33 protein-coding genes are annotated in these 22,463 nt (G+C 49.5%); 1 reads left to right on the forward strand and 32 read right to left on the reverse strand.

The features are described 5' to 3' along the window. Positions 1-12 precede the first annotated feature (12 nt). Both ssb and H4O21_RS11715 read right to left on the reverse strand, forming a co-directional pair. The gene (ssb, locus tag H4O21_RS11710; RefSeq protein ID WP_220495629.1) at positions 13-717 is read right to left on the reverse strand and encodes a single-stranded DNA-binding protein; all 705 of its coding nucleotides are present in this window, start codon (positions 715-717) and stop codon (positions 13-15) included. Positions 718-739: 22 nt separating this feature from the next. Beyond that, positions 740-2,104, reverse strand: a complete 1,365-nt coding sequence (locus H4O21_RS11715) for an MFS transporter (RefSeq protein WP_220495630.1) — start codon at positions 2,102-2,104, stop codon at positions 740-742. 274 nt (positions 2,105-2,378) lie between these two features. Between H4O21_RS11715 and uvrA the strand changes: the two genes are divergently transcribed. Beyond that, complete coding sequence (uvrA, locus tag H4O21_RS11720; protein ID WP_182809058.1) at positions 2,379-5,204, forward strand: excinuclease ABC subunit UvrA; 2,826 nt, start codon at positions 2,379-2,381, stop codon at positions 5,202-5,204. Between the two features lie 139 nt (positions 5,205-5,343). On the opposite strand, the gene rplQ is transcribed toward uvrA, so the two are convergent. From rplQ to fusA, 30 genes are all read right to left on the reverse strand, one after another. Continuing rightward, positions 5,344-5,724: a 50S ribosomal protein L17 gene (gene rplQ / locus H4O21_RS11725; RefSeq protein WP_182809059.1), complete on the reverse strand. Its 381-nt coding sequence runs from the start codon at positions 5,722-5,724 to the stop codon at positions 5,344-5,346. A gap of 33 nt (positions 5,725-5,757) precedes the next feature. Next, positions 5,758-6,759 carry a DNA-directed RNA polymerase subunit alpha gene (locus H4O21_RS11730; protein WP_182809060.1) on the reverse strand — a complete coding sequence of 334 codons (1,002 nt, stop codon included), beginning with the start codon at positions 6,757-6,759 and terminating at the stop codon, positions 5,758-5,760. Positions 6,760-6,799: 40 nt separating this feature from the next. Beyond that, entirely contained in the window at positions 6,800-7,420 is a 621-nt protein-coding gene (rpsD, locus tag H4O21_RS11735) for a 30S ribosomal protein S4 (RefSeq protein WP_182809061.1), read from the reverse strand. A gap of 13 nt (positions 7,421-7,433) precedes the next feature. Next, positions 7,434-7,820, reverse strand: coding sequence for a 30S ribosomal protein S11 (rpsK, locus tag H4O21_RS11740; protein WP_182809062.1), 387 nt, complete (start codon positions 7,818-7,820; stop codon positions 7,434-7,436). A 32-nt stretch (positions 7,821-7,852) separates the two neighbouring features. Further along, positions 7,853-8,209, reverse strand: coding sequence for a 30S ribosomal protein S13 (rpsM, locus tag H4O21_RS11745; RefSeq protein ID WP_182809063.1), 357 nt, complete (start codon positions 8,207-8,209; stop codon positions 7,853-7,855). A 132-nt stretch (positions 8,210-8,341) separates the two neighbouring features. Continuing rightward, positions 8,342-8,458 (reverse strand): 50S ribosomal protein L36, encoded by a 117-nt coding sequence (gene rpmJ, locus H4O21_RS11750; protein WP_182809064.1) that lies wholly within the window; start codon positions 8,456-8,458, stop codon positions 8,342-8,344. Positions 8,459-8,487: 29 nt separating this feature from the next. Continuing rightward, a complete protein-coding gene (gene secY / locus H4O21_RS11755; protein WP_182809065.1) occupies positions 8,488-9,822 on the reverse strand; it encodes a preprotein translocase subunit SecY in 1,335 nt (444 codons plus the stop codon). Then, positions 9,822-10,256 (reverse strand): 50S ribosomal protein L15, encoded by a 435-nt coding sequence (rplO, locus tag H4O21_RS11760; RefSeq protein ID WP_182809066.1) that lies wholly within the window; start codon positions 10,254-10,256, stop codon positions 9,822-9,824. The genes secY and rplO overlap by 1 nt, the downstream gene beginning before the upstream one ends. Positions 10,257-10,258: 2 nt before the next feature. Continuing rightward, positions 10,259-10,441: a 50S ribosomal protein L30 gene (gene rpmD, locus H4O21_RS11765; protein WP_368737547.1), complete on the reverse strand. Its 183-nt coding sequence runs from the start codon at positions 10,439-10,441 to the stop codon at positions 10,259-10,261. A gap of 3 nt (positions 10,442-10,444) precedes the next feature. Then, positions 10,445-10,945 (reverse strand): 30S ribosomal protein S5, encoded by a 501-nt coding sequence (gene rpsE, locus H4O21_RS11770; protein ID WP_182809068.1) that lies wholly within the window; start codon positions 10,943-10,945, stop codon positions 10,445-10,447. A gap of 11 nt (positions 10,946-10,956) precedes the next feature. After that, positions 10,957-11,307 (reverse strand): 50S ribosomal protein L18, encoded by a 351-nt coding sequence (gene rplR, locus H4O21_RS11775; protein WP_182809069.1) that lies wholly within the window; start codon positions 11,305-11,307, stop codon positions 10,957-10,959. 9 nt (positions 11,308-11,316) lie between these two features. Next, on the reverse strand, positions 11,317-11,847 hold the full coding sequence (rplF, locus tag H4O21_RS11780; RefSeq protein WP_182809070.1) for a 50S ribosomal protein L6: 531 nt from the start codon (positions 11,845-11,847) through the stop codon (positions 11,317-11,319). Between the two features lie 9 nt (positions 11,848-11,856). After that, positions 11,857-12,249 carry a 30S ribosomal protein S8 gene (rpsH, locus tag H4O21_RS11785; RefSeq protein ID WP_182809071.1) on the reverse strand — a complete coding sequence of 131 codons (393 nt, stop codon included), beginning with the start codon at positions 12,247-12,249 and terminating at the stop codon, positions 11,857-11,859. Between the two features lie 27 nt (positions 12,250-12,276). Beyond that, entirely contained in the window at positions 12,277-12,582 is a 306-nt protein-coding gene (gene rpsN, locus H4O21_RS11790) for a 30S ribosomal protein S14 (protein WP_182809072.1), read from the reverse strand. 10 nt (positions 12,583-12,592) lie between these two features. Then, positions 12,593-13,132 (reverse strand): 50S ribosomal protein L5, encoded by a 540-nt coding sequence (gene rplE / locus H4O21_RS11795; RefSeq protein ID WP_182809073.1) that lies wholly within the window; start codon positions 13,130-13,132, stop codon positions 12,593-12,595. Between the two features lie 17 nt (positions 13,133-13,149). Beyond that, entirely contained in the window at positions 13,150-13,467 is a 318-nt protein-coding gene (gene rplX / locus H4O21_RS11800; protein WP_078320638.1) for a 50S ribosomal protein L24, read from the reverse strand. Between the two features lie 17 nt (positions 13,468-13,484). Beyond that, on the reverse strand, positions 13,485-13,853 hold the full coding sequence (gene rplN / locus H4O21_RS11805) for a 50S ribosomal protein L14 (protein ID WP_182809074.1): 369 nt from the start codon (positions 13,851-13,853) through the stop codon (positions 13,485-13,487). A 54-nt stretch (positions 13,854-13,907) separates the two neighbouring features. Beyond that, positions 13,908-14,174, reverse strand: coding sequence for a 30S ribosomal protein S17 (gene rpsQ, locus H4O21_RS11810; protein ID WP_028301426.1), 267 nt, complete (start codon positions 14,172-14,174; stop codon positions 13,908-13,910). Positions 14,175-14,176: 2 nt separating this feature from the next. Next, the gene (gene rpmC, locus H4O21_RS11815; RefSeq protein WP_182809075.1) at positions 14,177-14,368 is read right to left on the reverse strand and encodes a 50S ribosomal protein L29; all 192 of its coding nucleotides are present in this window, start codon (positions 14,366-14,368) and stop codon (positions 14,177-14,179) included. Continuing rightward, a complete protein-coding gene (gene rplP / locus H4O21_RS11820; RefSeq protein ID WP_182809076.1) occupies positions 14,368-14,778 on the reverse strand; it encodes a 50S ribosomal protein L16 in 411 nt (136 codons plus the stop codon). The genes rpmC and rplP overlap by 1 nt, the downstream gene beginning before the upstream one ends. Positions 14,779-14,788: 10 nt before the next feature. Further along, positions 14,789-15,469: a 30S ribosomal protein S3 gene (rpsC, locus tag H4O21_RS11825; RefSeq protein ID WP_182809077.1), complete on the reverse strand. Its 681-nt coding sequence runs from the start codon at positions 15,467-15,469 to the stop codon at positions 14,789-14,791. A gap of 11 nt (positions 15,470-15,480) precedes the next feature. Next, positions 15,481-15,813: a 50S ribosomal protein L22 gene (rplV, locus tag H4O21_RS11830; protein ID WP_028301422.1), complete on the reverse strand. Its 333-nt coding sequence runs from the start codon at positions 15,811-15,813 to the stop codon at positions 15,481-15,483. A 17-nt stretch (positions 15,814-15,830) separates the two neighbouring features. Further along, a complete protein-coding gene (gene rpsS / locus H4O21_RS11835) occupies positions 15,831-16,106 on the reverse strand; it encodes a 30S ribosomal protein S19 (protein WP_182809078.1) in 276 nt (91 codons plus the stop codon). A gap of 22 nt (positions 16,107-16,128) precedes the next feature. Then, positions 16,129-16,956, reverse strand: coding sequence for a 50S ribosomal protein L2 (gene rplB, locus H4O21_RS11840; protein ID WP_182809079.1), 828 nt, complete (start codon positions 16,954-16,956; stop codon positions 16,129-16,131). A 15-nt stretch (positions 16,957-16,971) separates the two neighbouring features. Further along, positions 16,972-17,268 carry a 50S ribosomal protein L23 gene (gene rplW, locus H4O21_RS11845; protein ID WP_182809080.1) on the reverse strand — a complete coding sequence of 99 codons (297 nt, stop codon included), beginning with the start codon at positions 17,266-17,268 and terminating at the stop codon, positions 16,972-16,974. Then, positions 17,265-17,873, reverse strand: coding sequence for a 50S ribosomal protein L4 (gene rplD / locus H4O21_RS11850; protein WP_182809081.1), 609 nt, complete (start codon positions 17,871-17,873; stop codon positions 17,265-17,267). Before rplD ends, rplW begins: the two co-directional genes overlap by 4 nt. Positions 17,874-17,886: 13 nt before the next feature. Continuing rightward, positions 17,887-18,528: a 50S ribosomal protein L3 gene (gene rplC, locus H4O21_RS11855; protein WP_182809082.1), complete on the reverse strand. Its 642-nt coding sequence runs from the start codon at positions 18,526-18,528 to the stop codon at positions 17,887-17,889. Positions 18,529-18,645: 117 nt separating this feature from the next. Continuing rightward, the gene (rpsJ, locus tag H4O21_RS11860) at positions 18,646-18,957 is read right to left on the reverse strand and encodes a 30S ribosomal protein S10 (RefSeq protein WP_028301416.1); all 312 of its coding nucleotides are present in this window, start codon (positions 18,955-18,957) and stop codon (positions 18,646-18,648) included. Between the two features lie 143 nt (positions 18,958-19,100). Continuing rightward, entirely contained in the window at positions 19,101-20,324 is a 1,224-nt protein-coding gene (gene tuf / locus H4O21_RS11865) for an elongation factor Tu (RefSeq protein WP_182809083.1), read from the reverse strand. A gap of 29 nt (positions 20,325-20,353) precedes the next feature. After that, positions 20,354-22,462, reverse strand: coding sequence for an elongation factor G (gene fusA / locus H4O21_RS11870; RefSeq protein ID WP_182809084.1), 2,109 nt, complete (start codon positions 22,460-22,462; stop codon positions 20,354-20,356). Position 22,463 lies beyond the last annotated feature (1 nt).

Raw genomic sequence — 22,463 nt, forward strand, 5'->3', positions numbered from 1 at the left:
CCTTTATATCATTCAGAATGGAATATCATCGTCGAAGTCATCAAAGCTCTGGCCTGGATTGCTGGCAGGAGAACCAAACTGACTACCCGGCTGAGGTGACGCCTGTTGCTGCGGAGCCGGAGCAGGTTGTTGAGCAGCCTGCTGAGGTGCTGGTTGCTGTACCGGAGCTGGCTGTTGCGCCTGAGCGGGCTGCTGTACAGGCTGTGGCGTTGCCGCTGGTTGCTGAGCAGGTTGCTGATACTGAGGCTGGTAGTTCTGCTGTGGAGCGGCTTGCTGCATAGGCTGAGCGGCCGGATTGTTGTTAAATCCGCCATTATTGTAACCGCCCTGCTGAGGCATACCGGCCGACGCACCGCCGCCCATACCGTCACGGCTGTCCAGCATCTGCATTACACCGTTGAAACCATCAATCACGATTTCAGTCGTGTAGCGATCCTGACCGCTCTGATCCTGCCATTTACGAGTCTGCAGTTTACCTTCAACATACAGCTTGGAGCCTTTCTTCACATACTGGCTTACCACATCAGCCAGTTTGCCAAAGAAGACCACACGGTGCCATTCTGTTTTTTCCTGACGCTGACCGCTGCTTTTATCCATCCAGCTTTCACTGGTTGCGATAGAAACGTTGGCTACCGCACCACCATTCGGCAAGTAACGTACTTCAGGGTCCTGACCCACATTACCAACCAGAATGACTTTATTAATACCACGGGACATAATTTTCTCCGGATAATTTGAGTCAGGCTAAGGCTGTTGCCAGTGCCTGTTCGTCTAAAGAATTTTTATCAACTTTCATATAAGCGGCTTTTTCATCCAGAACGATCACCACTTCTTCCACCCCTGGTACTGCCAGCAGGCGGGCGCTGAAGTCATCAGCTTTATTCAGTTCTGTCTCCGGGACATCGACTACTTTGCCGGTCAGGTGTTTTGGTGGTTGCATACCCATCGCTGCAACAGCCCATATAATCGCCAGAACACCACACATGATCAGTACCGCATCGATGCCCATTGCACCGTACATCCAGCCACCCAGCGCACCACCAATAAAAGCACCAAAAAACTGGCTACTGGAGTAAACCCCCATAGCCGTGCCTTTTTGTCCTGCCGGGGCAATTTTACTGATCAGAGAGGGTAAGCTGGCTTCCAACAGGTTGAAGGCCATAAAGTACATAAACATCAGTGCCAGCAAAGCGGTCAGGCTGTCAGAGGTCATCAGCCCCATTAACAGCTGAGATAGTGCAACCAGGCTGATCGCCAGTAGGAAGATGGGTTTCATCTTGCGCTTTTTCTCAGCCACAATGATGAAAGGCACCATCGCCAGGAAAGACAGCACCATGATGGGCAGGTAAACCATCCAGTGGTCTCTGGCCAGCATATCCAGCTCCAGCAGGCGTAAAGGGATTACCACAAAGGTAGCCGTCATAATCAGGTGCAGAATCAGAATTCCCAGATCAAGACGCAGCAATTCAGGGTGTTTCAGAATATCGCTCAGCTGTGCTGTCTGTACGGTAGCCTCACGCTGAGGCGCATAGAGTTGTGGTGTTGGCACCCATTTCCAGATCACCAGTAGTCCCAGTGTTGCCAGCACCGCTGTAAACCAGAACAGACCGGCCAGACCAAATGGCTGAGAAATCACAGGCCCCAGTACCAGAGCCACGGAGAAGGAGAGTCCTATGCTCATACCAACTACAGCCATCGCTTTCGTGCGCATCTGTTCACGGGTCAGATCCGATAACAGCGCCATAATACTACTGGCAATCGCTCCACTGCCTTGCAGACAGCGGCCAATAATCACGCCATAAATAGATTCAGACATTGCGGCAACAATACTACCGATGATAAAAAGTATCAGTCCTCCGACAATCACGGCCTTACGGCCTACTTTATCGGACAGAAAACCGAAGGGAATCTGCAGCAAAGCCTGAGTCAGACCATAGCCTCCAATGGCCATACCGATCAGAGCAGGGCTGGCACCGGCCAGGTCAGCACTGTAGATCGATAACACCGGGAGCACCATAAACAGACCCAGCATACGTAATGCATATAAACCCGCCAGACCGGATACTGCACGGCGCTCACCTGTAGTCATCGACTCAATATTCATGGACGCGTTTTACCTCTTTCATGACACGCAAGACCTGTTATCTCTGAACGCATAATGTCAGCACGCACGCTCAGGATAGCCGGACATTTTACTCTTTATCCCCCCGCTAATACCACCTCATTACCGGATTCTGTTAATTTTTTCCTGTTCAGATATACAGGGGTCTATCGAAGCCTGAACCAGCACTCTATAATGCTTGATCTTACTGTGCTCCTTCGGCGCTCAGCTGTCGCCGTTAGGTTCTCGTCTTATACTGTCTGAGTGGTTCGATTCAATGGATAAAATCCTGGTCCGTGGTGCCCGCACCCATAACCTGAAAAACATCAATATTGATATCCCCCGCGACAAACTGGTGGTCATTACCGGCCTGTCGGGATCAGGAAAGTCATCCCTCGCATTTGATACCCTCTACGCAGAAGGACAACGACGTTATGTAGAATCACTATCCACTTATGCCCGACAGTTTTTATCCATGATGGAAAAGCCCGATGTAGATCATATTGAAGGCTTATCTCCTGCAATTTCTATTGAGCAGAAGTCCACGTCTCATAACCCTCGCTCGACTGTCGGTACCATTACTGAGATTTATGATTACCTTCGCCTGTTATATGCCCGTGCCGGTACTCCTTTTTGTCCGACTCATGATCTCCCGCTTGAAGCCCAGGAGATCAGCCAGATGGTGGATCAGGTACTGGCACTGCCTGAGGGCAGCAAAATTATGCTTCTGGCCCCGGTAGTACGCGCCAGAAAAGGTGAACATATCAACCTGCTTGGTGAGCTGAAAGGGCAGGGGTTTGTCCGGGTGCGTATTGATGGTCAGGTCTGGGATCTGGATGAAGTACCCGCACTGGATAAAAACAAAAAACATACCATTGAAGTAGTTGTGGACCGGATCAAGGTCCGCGATGATCAACAGTTGCGCCTGGCAGAGTCCTTTGAAACCGCTCTGCATCTGGCCGATGGCCTGGCGATTGTTCACTTTATGGATGGTGATCAGGACGATATCACCTTTTCTTCTAAGTTTGCCTGTCCTGAGTGCGGTTATGCTATTCAGGAACTGGAACCACGGCTGTTCTCCTTCAATAATCCGGCTGGGGCCTGTCAACGCTGTGATGGCCTGGGCACTCATCAGTTTTTTAATCAGAGCAAACTGATCACGGACCCGACACTCAGTCTGGCTCAGGGGGCGATCAGAGGCTGGGACAGAGGCAGTGTATATTACTTCTCTATGCTCAGCTCAGTGGCCAGCCATTATGGCTTTAAACTGGAAACGCCCTGGCAGGAGCTGCCAGATGATGCCAAAGATAAAGTGCTTAATGGCAGTGGTAAAACTAAACTTGAGTTTATCTACATTAATGACAGAGGCGACAAGGTTACCCGCTCACATCCATTTGAGGGGGTCATTCCTAATATGGAACGTCGCTATCGGGATACCGAGTCTCAGATGGTTCGGGAAGAACTGTCCAAATATCTGAGTATTCAGCCCTGTCCCAGCTGTCATGGCGCTCGTCTTCGCGAAGAAGCCCGTCATGTACTGGTGGCTGACAAAAATCTACCTGCTATTACTCATATGCCGATTGGTGATGCATATCGTTATTACACAGATCTGCAACTGGAAGGTCGCAAAGGAGAAATTGCCGCTAAAATTCTGGCCGAGATACGTCAGAGACTGGAGTTTCTGGTCAATGTCGGGCTGGATTATCTGAATCTGGAGCGCAGTGCAGATACCCTGTCCGGCGGTGAAGCTCAGCGTATCCGCCTGGCCAGCCAGATTGGTGCAGGCCTTGTCGGTGTGATGTACATTCTGGATGAGCCATCCATTGGTCTTCACCAGCGTGACAATGAACGTCTGATTAATACTCTGACTCATCTGAGAGATCTCGGTAATACTGTAATCGTGGTGGAACATGATGAAGATGCTATTCGCTGCGCAGATCACGTACTGGATATAGGTCCGGGTGCCGGAGTTCATGGCGGCCAGGTCATTGCTCAGGGAACGCCTGATGAGATTATGTCCAACGAAGCATCCGTCACGGGCCAGTATCTGTCGGGTAAGAAAGAAATTGCAGTACCTAAATTCAGAATACCCGCCAATCCAGAAAAAATGCTCGGCCTGAAAGGGGCCAGTGGCAATAATCTGAAAAGTGTTGATCTGAATATCGCCGCCGGGTTATTCACCTGTATCACCGGGGTATCAGGCTCCGGTAAATCCACCCTGATCAATGGTACTTTGTATCCTATTCTGGCCCGAGAACTGAACCGCAATACCAGCCTGTCACCGGCTGCTCATGAAAGTATTGAAGGTCTGGATCTGTTTGATAAGGTGATCGATATTGATCAAAGCCCTATTGGCCGGACACCACGTTCAAACCCTGCTACCTATACCGGGATTTTCACCCCGATCAGGGAGCTGTTTGCAGGGACTCAGGAAGCCCGTTCCCGAGGTTATAAACCGGGTCGTTTCAGCTTTAATGTCAAAGGCGGCCGCTGTGAAGCCTGTCAGGGTGATGGTCTTATCAAAGTAGAGATGCACTTCTTACCCGATATCTACGTGCCCTGTGATGTCTGTAAGGGCAAACGTTATAACCGGGAAACGCTGGAAGTACGCTATAAGGGCAAAAACATCCATGAAGTACTGGAGATGACCATTGAAGATGCACTGGAGTTTTTCAGTGCAGTGCCAGCGCTGGCCAGAAAGCTTCAGACGCTGATGGATGTCGGCCTGTCCTATATCCGTCTGGGGCAAAGTGCGACCACTTTGTCAGGTGGTGAAGCTCAGCGGGTAAAACTGGCAAAAGAGCTGTCGAAGCGGGATACCGGTAAAACCATTTATATTCTGGATGAACCAACCACAGGTCTGCACTTTGAAGATATTCAGCTGTTAATGCAGGTACTGCATCGTCTGAGAGACCACGGAAATACCATTGTGGTAATTGAGCATAACCTGGATGTGATAAAAACAGCAGACTGGCTGATAGATCTTGGACCTGAAGGAGGTTCCGGGGGAGGGCTGATCATCGCGGAAGGCACACCAGAGCAGGTTTCCAAACTGGATGTGTCACATACCGGGCGCTTCCTGAAGCCGATGCTGAAGAAATAAAGCACTCAGAGCACGTTTACAATTAAAAATACCGTATCGTCAGATACGGTATTTTTTTGCCTGCCAGACAATAAGAGATTAATGTCAAAATTCAGGCATAAAAAAACCGGCCACTCAGGCCGGTTTTGTGAGTAATTTCTTACTCGTCGTCTGCTTCTGCAACTGGGCGATCTACCAGTTCAACATACGCCATTGGCGCGTTGTCACCAGGACGGAAGCCGCATTTCAGAATGCGAACATAACCGCCAGGGCGATTCTGGTAACGAGGACCCAGATCAGTGAACAGCTTACCTACAGCTGCATCAGAACGAGTACGTGCAAATGCCAGACGGCGATTCGCTACAGAGTCGTTCTTAGCTAAAGTGATCAGAGGCTCAATGTGGCCACGCAGTTCTTTAGCTTTTGGCAGTGTAGTTTTAATCAGTTCGTGCTCCACCAGAGATACAACCATGTTTTTGAACATGGCTTTACGGTGCGAACTGTTACGATTAAATTTACGACCACTCTTACGATGACGCATTTTTCAGTTCCTTACCAAACCGTGATGACCGGATTAAGCCGAAGCTTTATCGTCACCCTTAATACTTGCTGGCGGCCAGTTTTCTAACCGCATACCCAGAGACAGACCGCGAGAGGCCAGTACATCCTTGATTTCTGTCAGAGACTTCTTACCAAGGTTCGGCGTCTTCAGCAGCTCTACTTCGGTGCGCTGAATCAGGTCACCAATATAGTAGATGTTCTCGGCTTTCAGACAGTTTGCAGAGCGAACGGTAAGTTCCAGGTCATCCACCGGACGCAGAAGAATCGGATCAATCTGATCTTCTTCTTCCTCGGGTTCTTGCTCTTTGTCAGTCTCAAGATCAACAAAGGCAGCCAACTGTTCCTGAAGGATAGTCGCAGAACGACGAATCGCTTCTTCAGGATCTAAAGTGCCATCCGTTTCAAGATCGATAATCAGCTTGTCCAGGTCTGTACGCTGCTCTACACGAGCACTTTCTACCACGTAAGACACACGGCGCACCGGGCTGAAGGTCGAATCCAGCTGCAGACGACCGATAGAACGGCTTTCGTCTTCAGCGGACTGACGCGCATCAGCTGGCTCATAACCACGACCACGCTGAACTTTGATCTGCATTTTGAATTCTGCACCATCGTTCAGGTGAGCAATTACGTGCTCTGGATTAACGATTTCAACATCATGATCCAGCTGGATATCTCCAGCGGTCACTGCACCAGGACCTTTCTTATTCAGCGTCAGCACAGCTTCATCACGGCCGTGCAGGATAACTGCTACGTCTTTCAGGTTAAGCAGGATTTCGATAACATCTTCCTGAACACCTTCAACCGCACTGTACTCGTGCAAAACACCGTCAATTTCAGCTTCTACTACGGCACAACCCGGCATAGAAGACAGAAGAATACGACGTAATGCGTTACCCAGAGTGTGACCGTAGCCACGCTCGAAGGGCTCCAGGATCACTTTCGCACGAGTCGTGCTTACTTCTTCGACCTTGATTTCGCGTGGACGGAGAAATTCTGTCACTGAACGCTGCATAGAACTACCTTTACTTAGCTGCCAGATGAATACTCAGAGATTACTTGGAGTACAGCTCAACAATCAGGTTTTCGTTGATGTCAGCTGACAGATCAGTGCGCTCAGGCTTAGCCTTGAACGTACCTTCCATCTTCTTGCTGTCAACATCGATCCACTGTACATCAGCACGCTGAGAAAACAGCTGCAGAGCGTTTTGAATACGCAGCTGGTTCTTAGATTTCTCGCGAACCGCAACAACGTCACCAGCTTTAACCTGGTAAGAAGCGATGTTTACTGTACGGCCATTCACCTGGATAGCCTTATGGCTAACAAGCTGACGCGCTTCAGCACGAGTAGAGCCAAAGCCCATACGATATACTACGTTGTCCAGACGGGACTCCAGAAGTTGCAGCAGGTTTTCACCTGTAGCACCTTTCAGACGAGCCGCTTCTTTGTAGTAGTTACGGAACTGCTTTTCCAGTACGCCATAGATACGACGAACTTTCTGCTTTTCACGCAGCTGCAGACCGTAATCAGACAGACGTCCACGACGCTGACCATGCTGGCCAGGAGCAGTTTCGGACTTGCACTTGTTTTCGAAAGCGGTTACACCGCTTTTCAGGAATAAGTCTACGCCTTCACGACGTGAAAGCTTACACTTAGGACCAATATAACGAGCCATCTAACTCCGCTCCTTACACACGACGTTTCTTGGGTGGACGACAACCGTTGTGCGGAATAGGTGTCACGTCTGTAATGTTGCCTACTTTAAAGCCAACAGCGTTAAGTGCACGAACAGCAGACTCACGGCCTGGTCCTGGACCCTTAACAAGTACATCTACGTTTTTAACACCATATTCGGCTGCTGCAGTTGCAGCACGTTCGCTAGCTACTTGAGCTGCAAACGGGGTACTCTTACGAGAACCACGAAAACCCGAACCACCGGCAGTTGCCCATGAAAGGGTGTTGCCCTGGCGGTCAGTAATCGTAACGATCGTATTGTTAAAAGATGCATGGATGTGTGCTACAGCATCCACCACAGTCTTTTTAACTTTTTTACGGTTACGTGCTGGGTTAGCCATAATGTATGTTTCCTGTAAAAAGCTTCACAAAATTACTTGCGAATCGGTTTACGCGGACCTTTACGAGTACGCGCATTAGTCTTGGTGCGCTGACCACGAACGGGCAGACTACGACGGTGACGCAGACCGCGATAGCAACCAAGGTCCATCAGACGCTTGATGTTCATGCTGATTTCACGACGCAGATCACCTTCAACAGTGTACTTGCCTACCTCGTTACGCACCTGATCCAGAACTTCTTCAGACAGGTCAGCAATCTTGGTAGAAGGTTCAATACCTACTGCAGCCAGAATACTCTTAGCTGTAGTGGAACCAATACCATAGATATAGGTCAGCGAGATCACCGCATGCTTATTGTCGGGAATATTGACACCTGCAATACGGGCCATTAGCTATCTCCGATATATGAGCGATTGCTCTTCCAAAAAATTATTGTTCACAAAGGGCGCAAAAGAATACTCCCTGATATCAAAAATATCAAGGAGTATTATGCCTTCGTGACCCACAGTCAGACAGTCAGATTAACCCTGACGCTGTTTGTGCTTAGGATCAGACGCGCAGATAACGCGAACTGAACCACGGCGACGAATGATCTTACAGTTACGGCAGATCTTTTTAACAGATGCACGTACTTTCATTCGATCAAACTCCAGTGTTCAGGTCTGGTCTAGCGAAGCAAACCGCTTCCGCCACCATAACCTTTCAAGTTCGATTTTTTCATCAGGGACTCATACTGATGGCTCATCAGATGCGACTGCACCTGCGCCATAAAGTCCATGACAACGACTACAACAATCAGCAGGGAAGTACCACCGAAATAAAACGGTACACTCCAGGCAACAACCAGGAACTGTGGCATTAATGACACAGCAGTAATGTACAGAGCGCCAAACAATGTCAGGCGTGACATTACTCCATCGATATAACGAGCTGAATGCTCCCCAGGACGGATGCCAGGAATGAACGCACCTGATTTTTTCAGGTTGTCAGCGACATCTTTGGGGTTGAATACCAGTGCTGTATAGAAGTAGCAGAAGAATACTACACTGAGCGCAAAAAGCAAGATATACAACGGTTGACCTGGTGCAAGTGCCAGAGAGGCTTCCTGCAGCCATGCCATACTTTCATCCTGACCGAACCACTGGCCGATAGAGGCAGGGAACAGCAGAATACTGGAAGCAAAAATAGGCGGGATAACACCAGCCATATTTACTTTCAGAGGTAAGTGGCTCGACTGAGCTGCAAACACCTTCCGTCCTTGCTGTCGTTTGGCGTAGTTTACGGTAATGCGGCGCTGGCCACGCTCCATAAACACTACAAACGCAACAGTCAGAACAGCCAGCACACCAATCGCAAGCAAAGCCAGGATATTGATATCCCCCTGACGCGCCTGTTCAAAGGACTGGCCGATGGCTCCGGGTAATCCAGCAACAATACCGGCAAAGATCAGAATGGAAATACCATTACCAATGCCACGTTCTGTTACCTGTTCACCGAGCCACATCAGGAATATCGCACCTGAGACCAGGGTAGTAACAGCAACAAAGTAGAAGCTGAAATCATTCGCAAAAGCGACGCCCTGGCCAGCAAGACCGACTGCCATACCAATCGATTGCACCGTTGCCAACACCACTGTGCCGTAGCGGGTGTATTGATTGATTTTGCGTCGACCTGCCTCACCTTCCTTCTTCAGCTGTTCCAGCTGAGGTGAAACAACGGTCAGCAGCTGCATGATAATCGAGGCAGAAATATAGGGCATGATGCCCAGTGCCAAGATACTCATGCGCTCCAGAGCACCACCTGAGAACATATTAAATAAACTCAGAATAGTGCCCTGGCTCTGCTCAAACAAAGCAGCCAGCCTTTCAGGATTGATACCAGGAACGGGAATGTGTGCGCCAATGCGGTAAACCACAATTGCGATAAACACAAAACGAAGGCGAGCCCATAGCTCAGATAAACCCTTTTGTGCCCCTGCTGGTACAGATCCTGATTTAGCCATTATTCTTCAACCTTACCGCCAGCAGCTTCGATCGCTGCACGTGCACCCTTGGTTACTTCGAGGCCACTTACAGTTACAGCTTTGTCAATTTCACCTGACAGGATAACGCGTACACGCTCAATGTTATCCTTGATGATATCCGCCTGCTTCAGAGCAGCGATATCAATAACGTCAGCTTCAACTTTAGCCAGCTCGTGCAGACGAACTTCAGCTTTAAATGCAGCTTGACGAGATGTGAAACCAAATTTTGGCAGACGACGCTGCAGTGGCATCTGACCACCTTCAAAACCTGGCTTAACTGAACCGCCGGAACGTGATTTCTGACCTTTGTGACCACGGCCACCAGTCTTACCCAGACCGCTACCGATACCACGACCTACACGTTTTTTAGACGGCTTGGAACCCGGAGCCGGACTCAGAGTATTCAGATGCATGATTACTCTCCTTCAACACGTACAAGGTAGTTAACCTTGTTGATCATACCGCGAACAGAAGGAGTATCTTCCAGTTCAACAGTGTGACCGATGCGACGCAGACCCAGACCTTTAACACACAGTTTGTGCTTAGGCAGAGTACCAATTGGGCTACGGGTAAGAGTTACCTTGATTTTTGCCATGATACTTTACCCCAGGATCTCTTCTACACTCTTGCCACGCTTAGCAGCTACTTCCTCAGGAGCGTTCATGTTTGCCAGACCTTTAACAGTCGCGCGAACAACGTTCACCGGGTTAGTAGAACCATAGCACTTAGCCAGAACGTTCTGTACACCAGCCAGTTCCAGTACAGCACGCATCGCACCACCAGCAATAATACCAGTACCTTCAGATGCAGGCTGCATGTAAACCTTAGAAGCACCGTGACGTGCTTTTACAGGGTACTGCAGGGTGTTGCCATCCAGCTGAACCTGTACCATGTTGCGGCGTGCCTGTTCCATTGCTTTCTGAATCGCAACCGGAACTTCACGAGCTTTACCGCGGCCAAAGCCGATACGGCCATTGCCATCACCAACGACAGTCAGAGCTGTGAAGCCGAAAATACGGCCGCCCTTAACTACCTTAGCGACGCGGTTAACCTGGACAAGCTTCTCTTGCAGGTCACCGCCTTTCTGTTCGATATTCGCCATCGCTTTTACCCTTAGAATTCCAGACCGCCTTCACGGGCACCGTCAGCCAGTGCTTTCACACGGCCATGGTACTTGTAACCGGAACGATCAAATGCAACTTTAGTTACACCTGCTGCCAGTGCACGTTCAGCAATCAGCTTGCCTACTTTGCCTGCAGCTTCAACGTTACCGGTTGCACCTTCACGCAGAGAGGCATCTACAGTAGATGCAGCAGCCAGAATCTGACCGCCATCCGGGCTGATGATCTGAGCATAAATGTGACGCGGGGTGCGGTTTACACACAGACGGTGTACGCCGAGCTCACGCATTTTAGCACGAGCACGACGCGCGCGACGTAAACGAGACTCTTTCTTAGCGCTCATAACCCTGCCTTACTTCTTCTTAGCTTCTTTGCGACGTACGTGCTCATCCGCATAGCGAATACCCTTACCTTTATAAGGCTCAGGTGGACGATAAGCACGAATCTCTGCAGCAACCTGACCCAGCAGCTGTTTGTCAGCACTTTTCAGTACGATAACAGTGTTGCTAGGAGTCTCAGCAGACACACCTTCTGGCAGCTGATAATCAACTGGGTGTGAGAAACCAAGAGACAGGTTGATTTCTTTGCCTTTAGCCTGAGCACGGTAACCAACACCATTAATATTCAGTGTTTTGGAGAAGCCTTCGCTTGCACCTTTTACCATGTTGTTGATCAGAGCACGAGCGGTACCCACTTGTGCCCATGATGCTTTCTCAGAAACCGGGGCAAAGGTCAGCACGTTTTCGTTTTGTTCAACAGCTACGTCTGCGTGCAGATCCAGCTTCAGCTCGCCTTCTTTACCTTTAACAGTAACTTGACGGCCATCCAGCTTGAATTCAACACCAGCAGGCAGTTGAACAGGACTTTTTGCTACCCTGGACATTTCGATCTCCTAGAATACAGTGCAGATGACTTCGCCACCAACACCGGCCTGGCGAGCAGCGCGATCAGTCATAACACCTTTAGAGGTAGATACGATCGCTACGCCCAGACCACCTTCGACCTTCGGCAGGTCTGCAGCGCCTTTATAGCTACGCAGACTCGGCTTACTGACACGCTCAATCTTTTCGATTACAGGCTTGCCTTCGAAGTACTTCAGTTCAACAGTCAGAGAAGGTTTAACGTCACCCTCAACAGAATAATCTGTGATGTAACCTTCTTCCTTCAGCACACGTGCCAGCTCTACCTTCATCTTCGAAGAAGGCATGGAGACAGTCTCCTTAGCTACCATCTGTGCATTGCGGATACGAGTAAACATATCCGCCAGTGTATCTTGCATGCTCATTAAGTTCGCGCTCCCAATACTAAGCGTTTACCAGCTTGCTTTACGCAGGCCAGGAACATCACCACGCATGGCAGCTTCACGCAACTTGATACGGCTCAGGCCGAACTTGTTGTAGAAACCATGCGGACGGCCAGTAACGCGACAGCGGTTACGCTGACGAGCCGGACTGGCGTCACGAGGCATCTTTTGCAGCTGCTGCTGCGCTTCCCAGCGATCTTCATCAGAAGTCGCAGGGTTAGCAATCAGAGCTTTTAACTCAGCACGCTTTGCAGCGTACTTCTGTACCAGCTTAGCGCGCTTAGCTTCGCGCTGAACCATACTTACTTTAGCCATGATCCTACCCTTATTTCTTGAACGGGAACTGCAGAGCACTTAACAGTGCCAGGCCTTCCTCGTTGGTATCAGCTGTGGTAGTAACAGTGATGTCCAAACCACGGATACGGTCAACTTTGTCATAGTCAATTTCAGGGAAGATGATCTGTTCACGAACACCCATACTGTAATTGCCACGACCGTCAAATGATTTCGGGTTCAGACCACGGAAATCACGAACACGTGGAATAGAGATATCTACCAGACGATCCAGGAACTCCCACATACGCTCATCGCGCAGAGTCACTTTACAACCGATCGGCCAGCCTTCACGAACCTTAAAGCCAGCAACAGATTTGCGTGCTTTGGTTACAACAGCCTTCTGGCCACTCAGTTTTTCCAGATCAGCAACTGCGTTGTCAATCAGCTTTTTATCGCTGGTTGCATCGCCGATACCCATATTAAGAGTCACTTTTGTGATGCGGGGAACCTGCATCACATTCTTGTAACCAAACTGCTCCTGCAACTTGGCTACAACTTCTGACTTATATAACTCTTTCAGTCTCGCCATGATGTTACCTGACTCGTTTAGGCGTCGATCTCTTTCTGGGTCGACTTGTAAATCCGAACCTTGGAACCATCTTCCAAGACCTTGAAACCAACGCGGTCTGCTTTGTTAGTTTCTTTGTTATAAATGGCAACATTGGATGAATGAATTGGCGCTTCACGCTCAACAATTCCACCCTGAGTGCCTAACATCGGGTTTGGCTTAGTGTGACGCTTAACCATGTTCACACCAGAAATGACAATGCGGCCATCTTTCAGCACACGCTTAATTGTGCCACGCTTGCCTTTATCCTTACCCGCAATGACGATTACCTCGTCCTCACGCTTAATCTTACGCATAGCCGGTCTCTCGCTCCCTACAGCACTTCAGGCGCCAAGGAAATAATCTTCATGAACTTTTCGCCACGCAGTTCACGTGTCACCGGGCCGAAGATACGGGTCCCGATAGGCGCATCGTTAGCATTCAGCATTACTGCCGCATTGCCATCAAAACGGATCACTGAACCGTCCGGACGACGTACGCCCTGCTTAGTGCGAACCACTACAGCTTTCAGGACTTGACCTTTCTTCACTTTACCGCGAGGAATTGCTTCCTTCACGGTTACTTTGATGATGTCACCAACACGTGCATAACGACGCTTAGAACCACCCAGCACCTTAATACACATAACACGACGAGCGCCGCTGTTGTCGGCCACATCAAGCATGGTTTGCGTTTGAATCATCGGTTCTTCTCCAAACCAAATACGCTAAACTAAACTTCGATTTGTGCCGGAGCTTTACAGCTCAACAGCACGCTCATCGATGCTCACCAAAGTCCAGGTTTTCGTCTTCGACAGAGGACGGCATTCCTGGATTGTCACTACATCACCCATGTTGCAGGAGTTATCTGCGTCATGTGCATGCAGTTTAGTTGAACGGCGGACATACTTACCATAGATCGGGTGTGCAACACGACGCTCAACCAGTACAGTGATGGACTTATCCATCTTGTTACTTACCACTTTACCGGTAAGTGTACGGGCGTTGTTTTCAGTCTCAGCCATCTTTAGTTACCTGCTTTTTCATTCAGCAAAGTCTTAACACGAGCGATGTCACGACGAACCTGGTTCAGCAGGTGAGTCTGGTTCAGCTGACCAGTCCCTTTCTGCATACGCAGGTTGAATTGATCACGAAGCAGGCTTGTCAGCTGCTCGTTCAGCTCTTCAACTGACTTTTCACGCAGTTCTGCTGCTTTCATTACATCACCGTCCGCTTAACAAAGGTGGTTGAAAAAGGAAGTTTAGCAGCGGCCAGCTCAAATGCTTCACGAGCCAGCTGTTCTGATACACCTTCCATTTCATAAAGTACGCGGCCTGGCTGAATCTGGCATACCCAGTATTCAACGTTACCCTTACCTTTACCCTGACGTACTTCTAACGGCTTACCTGTGATTGGCTTGTCCGGGAATACACGAATCCAGATCTTACCGCCACGTTTAATGTGACGAGTCATCGTACGACGTGCTGCCTCAATCTGGCGAGCAGTCAGACGACCACGACCTGTAGCTTTCAGACCGAACTCACCGAAGCTCACATTGTGTCCGCGAGCCAGACCACGGTTGCGGCCTTTTTGCATCTTGCGGAACTTGGTACGCTTTGGCTGTAACATTGTCTATCTCCTACTTGCCTTTCTTCTTAGGCGCATTCTGCTTAGCACGAACTTCTTCGATGCCACCCAGGATTTCACCTTTAAAGATCCAGGTTTTAACACCGATCACACCATAAGTGGTGTTCGCTTCGGCAGTTGCGTAGTCAATGTCAGCACGCAGCGTATGCAGAGGTACACGACCTTCGCGATACCACTCCGCACGTGCAATCTCAGCACCACCTAAACGGCCAGATACCTGAATCTTGATGCCCTTAGCACCCAGACGCATAGCATTCTGTACAGCACGCTTCATAGCACGGCGGAACATCACACGACGTTCCAGCTGACTGGCAACACTTTCTGCTACCAGTTTAGCGTCCAGTTCAGGCTTACGGATTTCTTCAATGTTGATATGAACAGGCACGCCCATCATCTTAGTGATTTCGTTGCGCAATTTTTCAACATCTTCGCCTTTCTTACCAATCACGATGCCTGGACGGGCAGTGTGAATGGTGATGCGAGCATTCTGAGCCGGGCGCTCAATCTGAATACGGCTAACTGAAGCCTGCTTCAGACGCTCCTGCAGGAATGCACGTACCTGCAGATCGTTATTCAGGTTATCTGCGTAGTCACTGCCTTCTGCAAACCATACAGAAGTGTGATCTTTAACAATACCCAGTCGAATGCCAGTTGGATGTACTTTCTGACCCATCTGGTCGTCTCCTACTTATCTGCTACCTTAACCGTGATATGGCAAGTGCGCTTCAGAATGCGATCAGCACGGCCTTTAGCACGTGGTCTGATGCGCTTCATTGTCATACCTTCATCAACAAAAATCGTTGATACGCGCAGCTCATCAATATCAGCACCTTCGTTGTGCTCGGCGTTGGCAATGGCTGACTCAAGTACTTTCTTGATCAGAACCGCAGCCTTCTTAGGGCTGAAGGTCAGCAGATTCAGTGCTTCTGCAACTGGCATTCCGCGAACCTGGTCAGCAACCAAACGCGCCTTTTGTGCGGATAAGCGAGCACCCCGTAATTTAGCGGCTACTTCCATCTCTTATTCCCCTCGGCTTAGCGCTTGGCTTTCTTGTCTGCTACGTGACCACGGTAGGTACGAGTAGCAGCGAATTCACCCAGCTTGTGACCTACCATCTCTTCAGAGACGAGTACAGGCACGTGCTGGCGACCGTTATGAACTGCAATGGTCAGACCTACCATCTCAGGCAGGATCATGGAACGACGCGACCAGGTTTTGATTGGACGACGATCGTTGCTATCCAGAGCAGCTTCAACCTTCTTCAACAGATGCAGGTCAATAAATGGACCTTTTTTCAGTGAACGTGGCACAGCTGTATCCTCTTAAAAACTGTTACTTAGAACCGCGACGACGAACAATCAGTTTGTCAGTACGCTTGTTCTTACGTGTCTTATGACCTTTAGTCGGCACACCCCAAGGGGTTACTGGATGACGACCACCTGAGGTACGACCCTCACCACCACCATGTGGGTGATCAACAGGGTTCATAGCCACACCGCGAACAGTCGGGCGAACACCACGCCAACGCTTGGCACCAGCTTTACCCAGACGACGCAGGCTATGCTCAGAGTTACCTACTTCACCCAGAGTCGCACGACAATCTACCAGCACTTTACGCATTTCGCCGGAACGCAGACGCAGAGTGGCGTATTCGCCCTCACGCGCAACCAGCTGAACTGCAGCACCTGCAGAGCGAGCGATCTGTGCACCTTTACCAGGCTTCAGCTCGATACAGTGGATCACGCTACCTACCGGAATGTTACGCAGAGGCAAAGTATTACCAGCTTTAATTGGCGCATCAGAGCCAGACTGGATTGCATCACCTGCTTTAACACCTTTAGGCGCAATGATGTAACGACGTTCACCATCCGCATATTTCAGCAGAGCAATATGCGCAGTACGGTTCGGATCATATTCCAGACGCTCAACAATCGCCGGGATACCGTCTTTGTTACGACGAAAATCAACCATACGATAATGCTGACGATGGCCACCACCGATGTGACGGGTAGTGATACGACCGTTATTGTTACGACCACCAGTTTTAGATTTCTTAGCCAGCAGCGGAGCGTATGGTGCACCTTTGTGCAGCTCCGTGTTAACTACTTTAACAACGTGGCGACGACCTGCTGATGTTGGTTTAGATTTAACTACTGCCATTTTCCCAACTCCTGCTTATTCAGCGCCAGCAAAGTCGATTTCTTGACCTTCCGCAACAGCCACATAAGCTTTGCGGAAACCTTTACGACGACCAATGCCACGAGCAGTACGCTTTGTTTTGCCTTTAACGTTAACAGTGTTTACACCCGTTACCGTTACTTCAAACAGCGCTTCTACAGCCGCTTTGATTTCTGGCTTAGTCGCGTCAGCAGCTACTTTGAATACGTACTGATTTTTCTCATCAGCAACAACAGCCGCTTTTTCAGTAATGTGAGGTCCTAGCAGAACCTTGAAAATGCGCTCCTGGTTCATCCCAGCTTCTCCTCAAACTGACGCAGAGCAGGTACAGTGACCAGCACTTTGTCATAAGCAACTAAGCTGACAGGATCTGCACCGGCTACATCAACCACTTCAACGTGTGGGATGTTACGAGCAGCCAGGAACAGGTTTGTATCAACTTCTGAAGTCACGATCAGAACTTTGCTCAGATCCATGTCTTTCAGCTTGCTTGCCAGAACCTTAGTTTTTGGTGCTTCTACAGTGAACTCTTCAACTGCAACCAGACGTTCCTGACGTGCCAGCTCAGACAGGATGCTGCGCATTGCTGCACGATACATCTTCTTGTTCACTTTCTGCTCAAAGTTCTGAGGCTTAGCTGCGAAAGTAGTACCACCTGAACGCCAGATCGGGCTACGGATAGTACCGGCACGAGCACGGCCCGTACCCTTCTGACGCCATGGCTTAGCGCCACCGCCACTTACTTCAGAGCGGGTTTTCTGTGCACGAGTACCCTGACGTGCAGCAGCCATGTATGCAGTAACAACCTGGTGTACCAGAGCTTCATTGTACTCTTTACCAAAAGTTGCTTCAGATACTTCTACGCTACCTGCTGCGCCGCCTGCAAGATTCAGATTCATTATCTCTTACCCCTTAGCCGCGAGCTTTAACTGCTGGACGAACCAGAACCTGACCGCCTGGGGCACCTGGAACAGCACCTTTAACCAGCAGCAGATTGCGTTCAGCATCAACACGAACAATTTCCAGATTCTGAGTAGTAGAGCGCTCAGCACCCATGTGGCCCGCCATTTTCTTACCTTTGAAAACGCGACCTGGTGTCTGACACTGACCGATAGAACCCGGAGCACGATGGGAAAGAGAGTTACCGTGCGTAGCATCTTGTGTACGGAAGTTCCAGCGCTTAACACCACCCTGGAAACCTTTACCTTTGGAAGTACCGGTCACATCAATTTTCTGACCAGCTTCAAAGAGGGATACGTTCAGCTCACCACCAACTTCAGGCGCTTCTTCGCCTTCAGCCAGACGGAACTCAACCAGACCATGACCTGCAGCAACACCTGCTTTCGCGAAGTGACCTGCTTCAGCTTTGGTCAAATGCTTTGCTTTACGCTCACCAGTAGTAACCTGGATCGCAGCATAGCCGTCTTTTTCAAGTGAACGCACCTGAGTTACGCGGTTTGGAGAAACCTCGATAACAGTTACAGGTACAGAAACACCATCTTCGGTAAATACGCGGGTCATTCCGCTTTTCTTACCGACAAGACCGATAGTCATATTTCGACTCCTTAGTGTACGGGGCTGTCACCCGCTATGGCTGCACTTTTCATTGCATTCCACTGATAAATTGTGTGTCGTCGTCCCGACGAGCGCCTAGATTTTCAAATTTGGCTATTAACCAAGACTGATCTGCACATCAACACCAGCAGCCAGATCCAGCTTCATCAGTGCGTCTACTGTTTTCTCTGTAGGCTCAACGATATCCAGAACACGTTTATGAGTACGAACTTCGTACTGATCACGTGCATCTTTGTTAACGTGAGGAGAAATAAGAACAGTAAAACGCTCTTTGCGGGTCGGCAGCGGGATCGGACCATGCACCTGAGCACCAGTACGCTTTGCAGTATCAACGATTTCCTGCGCAGACTGGTCGATCAGACGATGATCGAATGCTTTCAGACGAATACGAATTTTCTGGTTTTGCATTCCAAAAACCCCAATTGGACACGAGCGTGTTTCGCTCACCCTTGTTAAAAAGGAAGCGCATTGTAAGAAGTGTACGGAGGGATGTCAACACAAAAAAGGGATCTTCTGAAAAAAGAAGATCCCTTTTGAAGAATCAATCGATATTATTCGATGATCTTAGCAACAACACCTGCACCTACGGTACGGCCACCTTCACGAATCGCGAAGCGCAGACCTTCTTCCATAGCGATAGGCGCGATCAGAGTAGCACGCAGCTGAACGTTGTCACCTGGCATTACCATTTCAACGCCTTCTGGCAGTTCACAAGAACCGGTTACGTCAGTAGTACGGAAGTAGAACTGCGGACGGTAGCCTTTGAAGAATGGAGTGTGACGACCACCTTCTTCTTTAGACAGCACGTATACTTCTGCCTCAAATTCAGTGTGAGGAGTGATAGAACCCGGCTTAGACAGAACCTGACCACGCTCAACTTCGTCACGCTTAGTACCACGCAGCAGAGCACCAATGTTCTCACCTGCACGGCCTTCGTCCAGCATCTTACGGAACATCTCTACACCAGTACAGGTAGTAGTAGTCGTTTCTTTCATACCAACGATTTCAACTTCATCACCAGTATTAACGATACCACGCTCTACACGGCCAGTTACTACAGTACCACGACCAGAAATAGAGAATACGTCTTCGATTGGCATCAGGAACGGCTGATCAATAGCACGCTCTGGCTCAGGGATGTAAGAATCCAGAGCTTCTACCAGCTTCTTAACTGCAGTAGTACCCAGCTCGTCAGCGTCTTCGCCGTTCAGAGCCATCAGTGCAGAACCAGGGATGATTGGAGTATCATCGCCAGGGAAGTCGTAAGTAGACAGCAGATCACGGATTTCCATGTCTACCAGTTCCAGCATTTCGTCGTACTCTTCAGTACCAACGCCGCCACAGTCTTCAGCCAGCAGGTCAGCTTTGTTCAGGAATACTACGATGTAAGGTACACCTACCTGACGAGACAGCAGGATGTGCTCACGAGTCTGAGGCATAGGGCCGTCAGTCGCACCACATACCAGGATAGCGCCATCCATCTGAGCAGCACCAGTGATCATGTTTTTAACGTAGTCAGCGTGCCCTGGGCAGTCTACGTGCGCGTAGTGACGAATAGTGGAATCGTACTCTACGTGAGAAGTCGCGATAGTAATACCACGCTCACGCTCTTCAGGAGCATTATCGATACCGTCAAATGCAACAGCAGTACCGCCGAATACTTCTGCACATACACGAGTCAGAGCAGCAGTCAGAGTAGTTTTACCGTGGTCAACGTGGCCGATAGTACCTACGTTTACGTGCGGTTTGGAACGTTCAAATTTTTCTTTAGACACAGCTAAAACCTCATTTTCATATTTAGCGGTTATTTACGGTTAATAACAGCTTCAACAATGCTTGAAGGGGCTTCTGCATATTTCTCAAATTCCATGCTGTAACTAGCACGACCCTGAGTTGCAGAGCGCAGATCGGTTGCATAACCGAACATTTCACCTAGCGGTACCAGGGCACGGATGACCTTCCCGGAGACGGAATCGTCCATACCTTGAACCAAACCACGACGACGGTTCAGATCGCCCATCACATCACCCATGTAATCCTCTGGGGTTACCACTTCAACCTTCATTATAGGCTCAAGTAAAACGGGATCTGCTTTGGCGCAACCCTGCTTAACACCCATAGAACCCGCAATTTTGAACGCCATTTCATTGGAGTCCACATCGTGGTATGAGCCATCAAACAACGTAACCTTAACGTCGATCATTGGGTAGCCGGCCAGAACACCATTCTGCAACTGCTCAAAACAACCTTTTTCTACAGCAGGAATGTATTCCTTAGGCACCACTCCACCTACGATTTCACTCTGGAACTCGTAAGTTTTTTCACCGTCTTCACCTTTATCGGTTAACGGCTCAATTCTCAGCCATACATGACCAAACTGACCACGACCACCGGACTGACGAACAAATTTCCCTTCCTGCTCTACAGAGGAACGGATTGTTTCACGATAAGCCACCTGAGGCTTACCAATGGTTGCATCAACTTTAAACTCGCGACTCATACGATCCACGATGATATCCAGATGCAACTCGCCCATCCCGGAAATAACGGTCTGACCAGTTTCCTCATCTGTCTTCACACGGAAAGACGGATCTTCCTGGGCCAGTTTACCCAGCGCAATCCCCATCTTCTCCTGATCCGCCTGAGACTTAGGCTCAACCGCAACAGAAATAACAGGCTCCGGGAATTCCATACGCTCAAGAACAATTCTCTTGTCGCCGTCACAAAGGGTGTCACCGGTAGTCACATCCTTCATGCCAATCAGCGCAGCAATATCGCCCGCACGAACCTCTTTAATCTCTTCACGGTCGTTGGCATGCATTTGCACCATGCGACCTACGCGTTCTTTTTTACCCTTAACAGAGTTGAACACGCTATCGCCGGAATTCAGCACACCGGAATAAACACGAACAAAGGTCAGCGCCCCAACAAAAGGGTCTGTGGCAATCTTAAATGCCAGCGCAGAGAATGGAGCATCATCTTCAGCCTCACGGCTTTCAGTGGTCTCACCATCCTCCAGCGTACCTTCAATCGCTTTTACTTCTGTCGGTGCAGGGAGGTATTCCACCACTGCATCCAGTACCGCCTGGACACCCTTGTTCTTAAAGGCAGAACCACAGAGCGCCAGTACGATTTCGTTGTTCAATACGCGAGTACGCAGACCTTGCTTAATTTCTTCATCGGTCAGCTCACCCTCTTCCAGGTACTTATCCATCAGCTCATCAGAGGCTTCAGCTGCAGCTTCTACCATCTTTTCGCGATACTCTTCAGACTGAGCCTGAAGCTCAGATGGAATATCGCGCAGCTCATAGGACATCCCGCTGTCGTCTTCGTTCCAGTAGATACTTTTCATGCGCATCAGATCGACAACGCCCTCAAAGTTTTCTTCTGCACCGATATTCAGCTGGATTGGAACAGGTGTTGCGTTCAGTCGATTCTCAATCTGATCGACAACCCGAAGAAAATCAGCTCCAGCACGATCCATCTTATTCACAAATACGATACGAGGTACTTCGTATTTATTAGCCTGGCGCCATACAGTCTCAGACTGAGGCTCCACACCCGATGAACCACAGAAGACCACCACAGCACCATCCAGCACACGCAAAGAACGCTCTACTTCAATAGTAAAGTCTACGTGCCCTGGCGTATCAATAATATTGACCCGGTGCTGATCAAACTGCTGATCCATACCAGACCAGAAACAGGTCGTCGCAGCCGAAGTAATGGTAATACCTCGTTCCTGCTCCTGCTCCATCCAGTCCATTGTTGCTGCACCATCGTGAACCTCACCTATTTTGTGAGACATACCGGTGTAATACAGAACACGTTCTGTAGTGGTTGTTTTACCCGCATCAACGTGCGCGCAAATACCGATGTTACGATAGCGGTTAATTGGGGTCTTACGTGCCACG

Source organism: Oceanospirillum sediminis (assembly GCF_014164585.1).
GTDB lineage: Bacteria > Pseudomonadota > Gammaproteobacteria > Pseudomonadales > Halomonadaceae > Oceanospirillum > Oceanospirillum sediminis.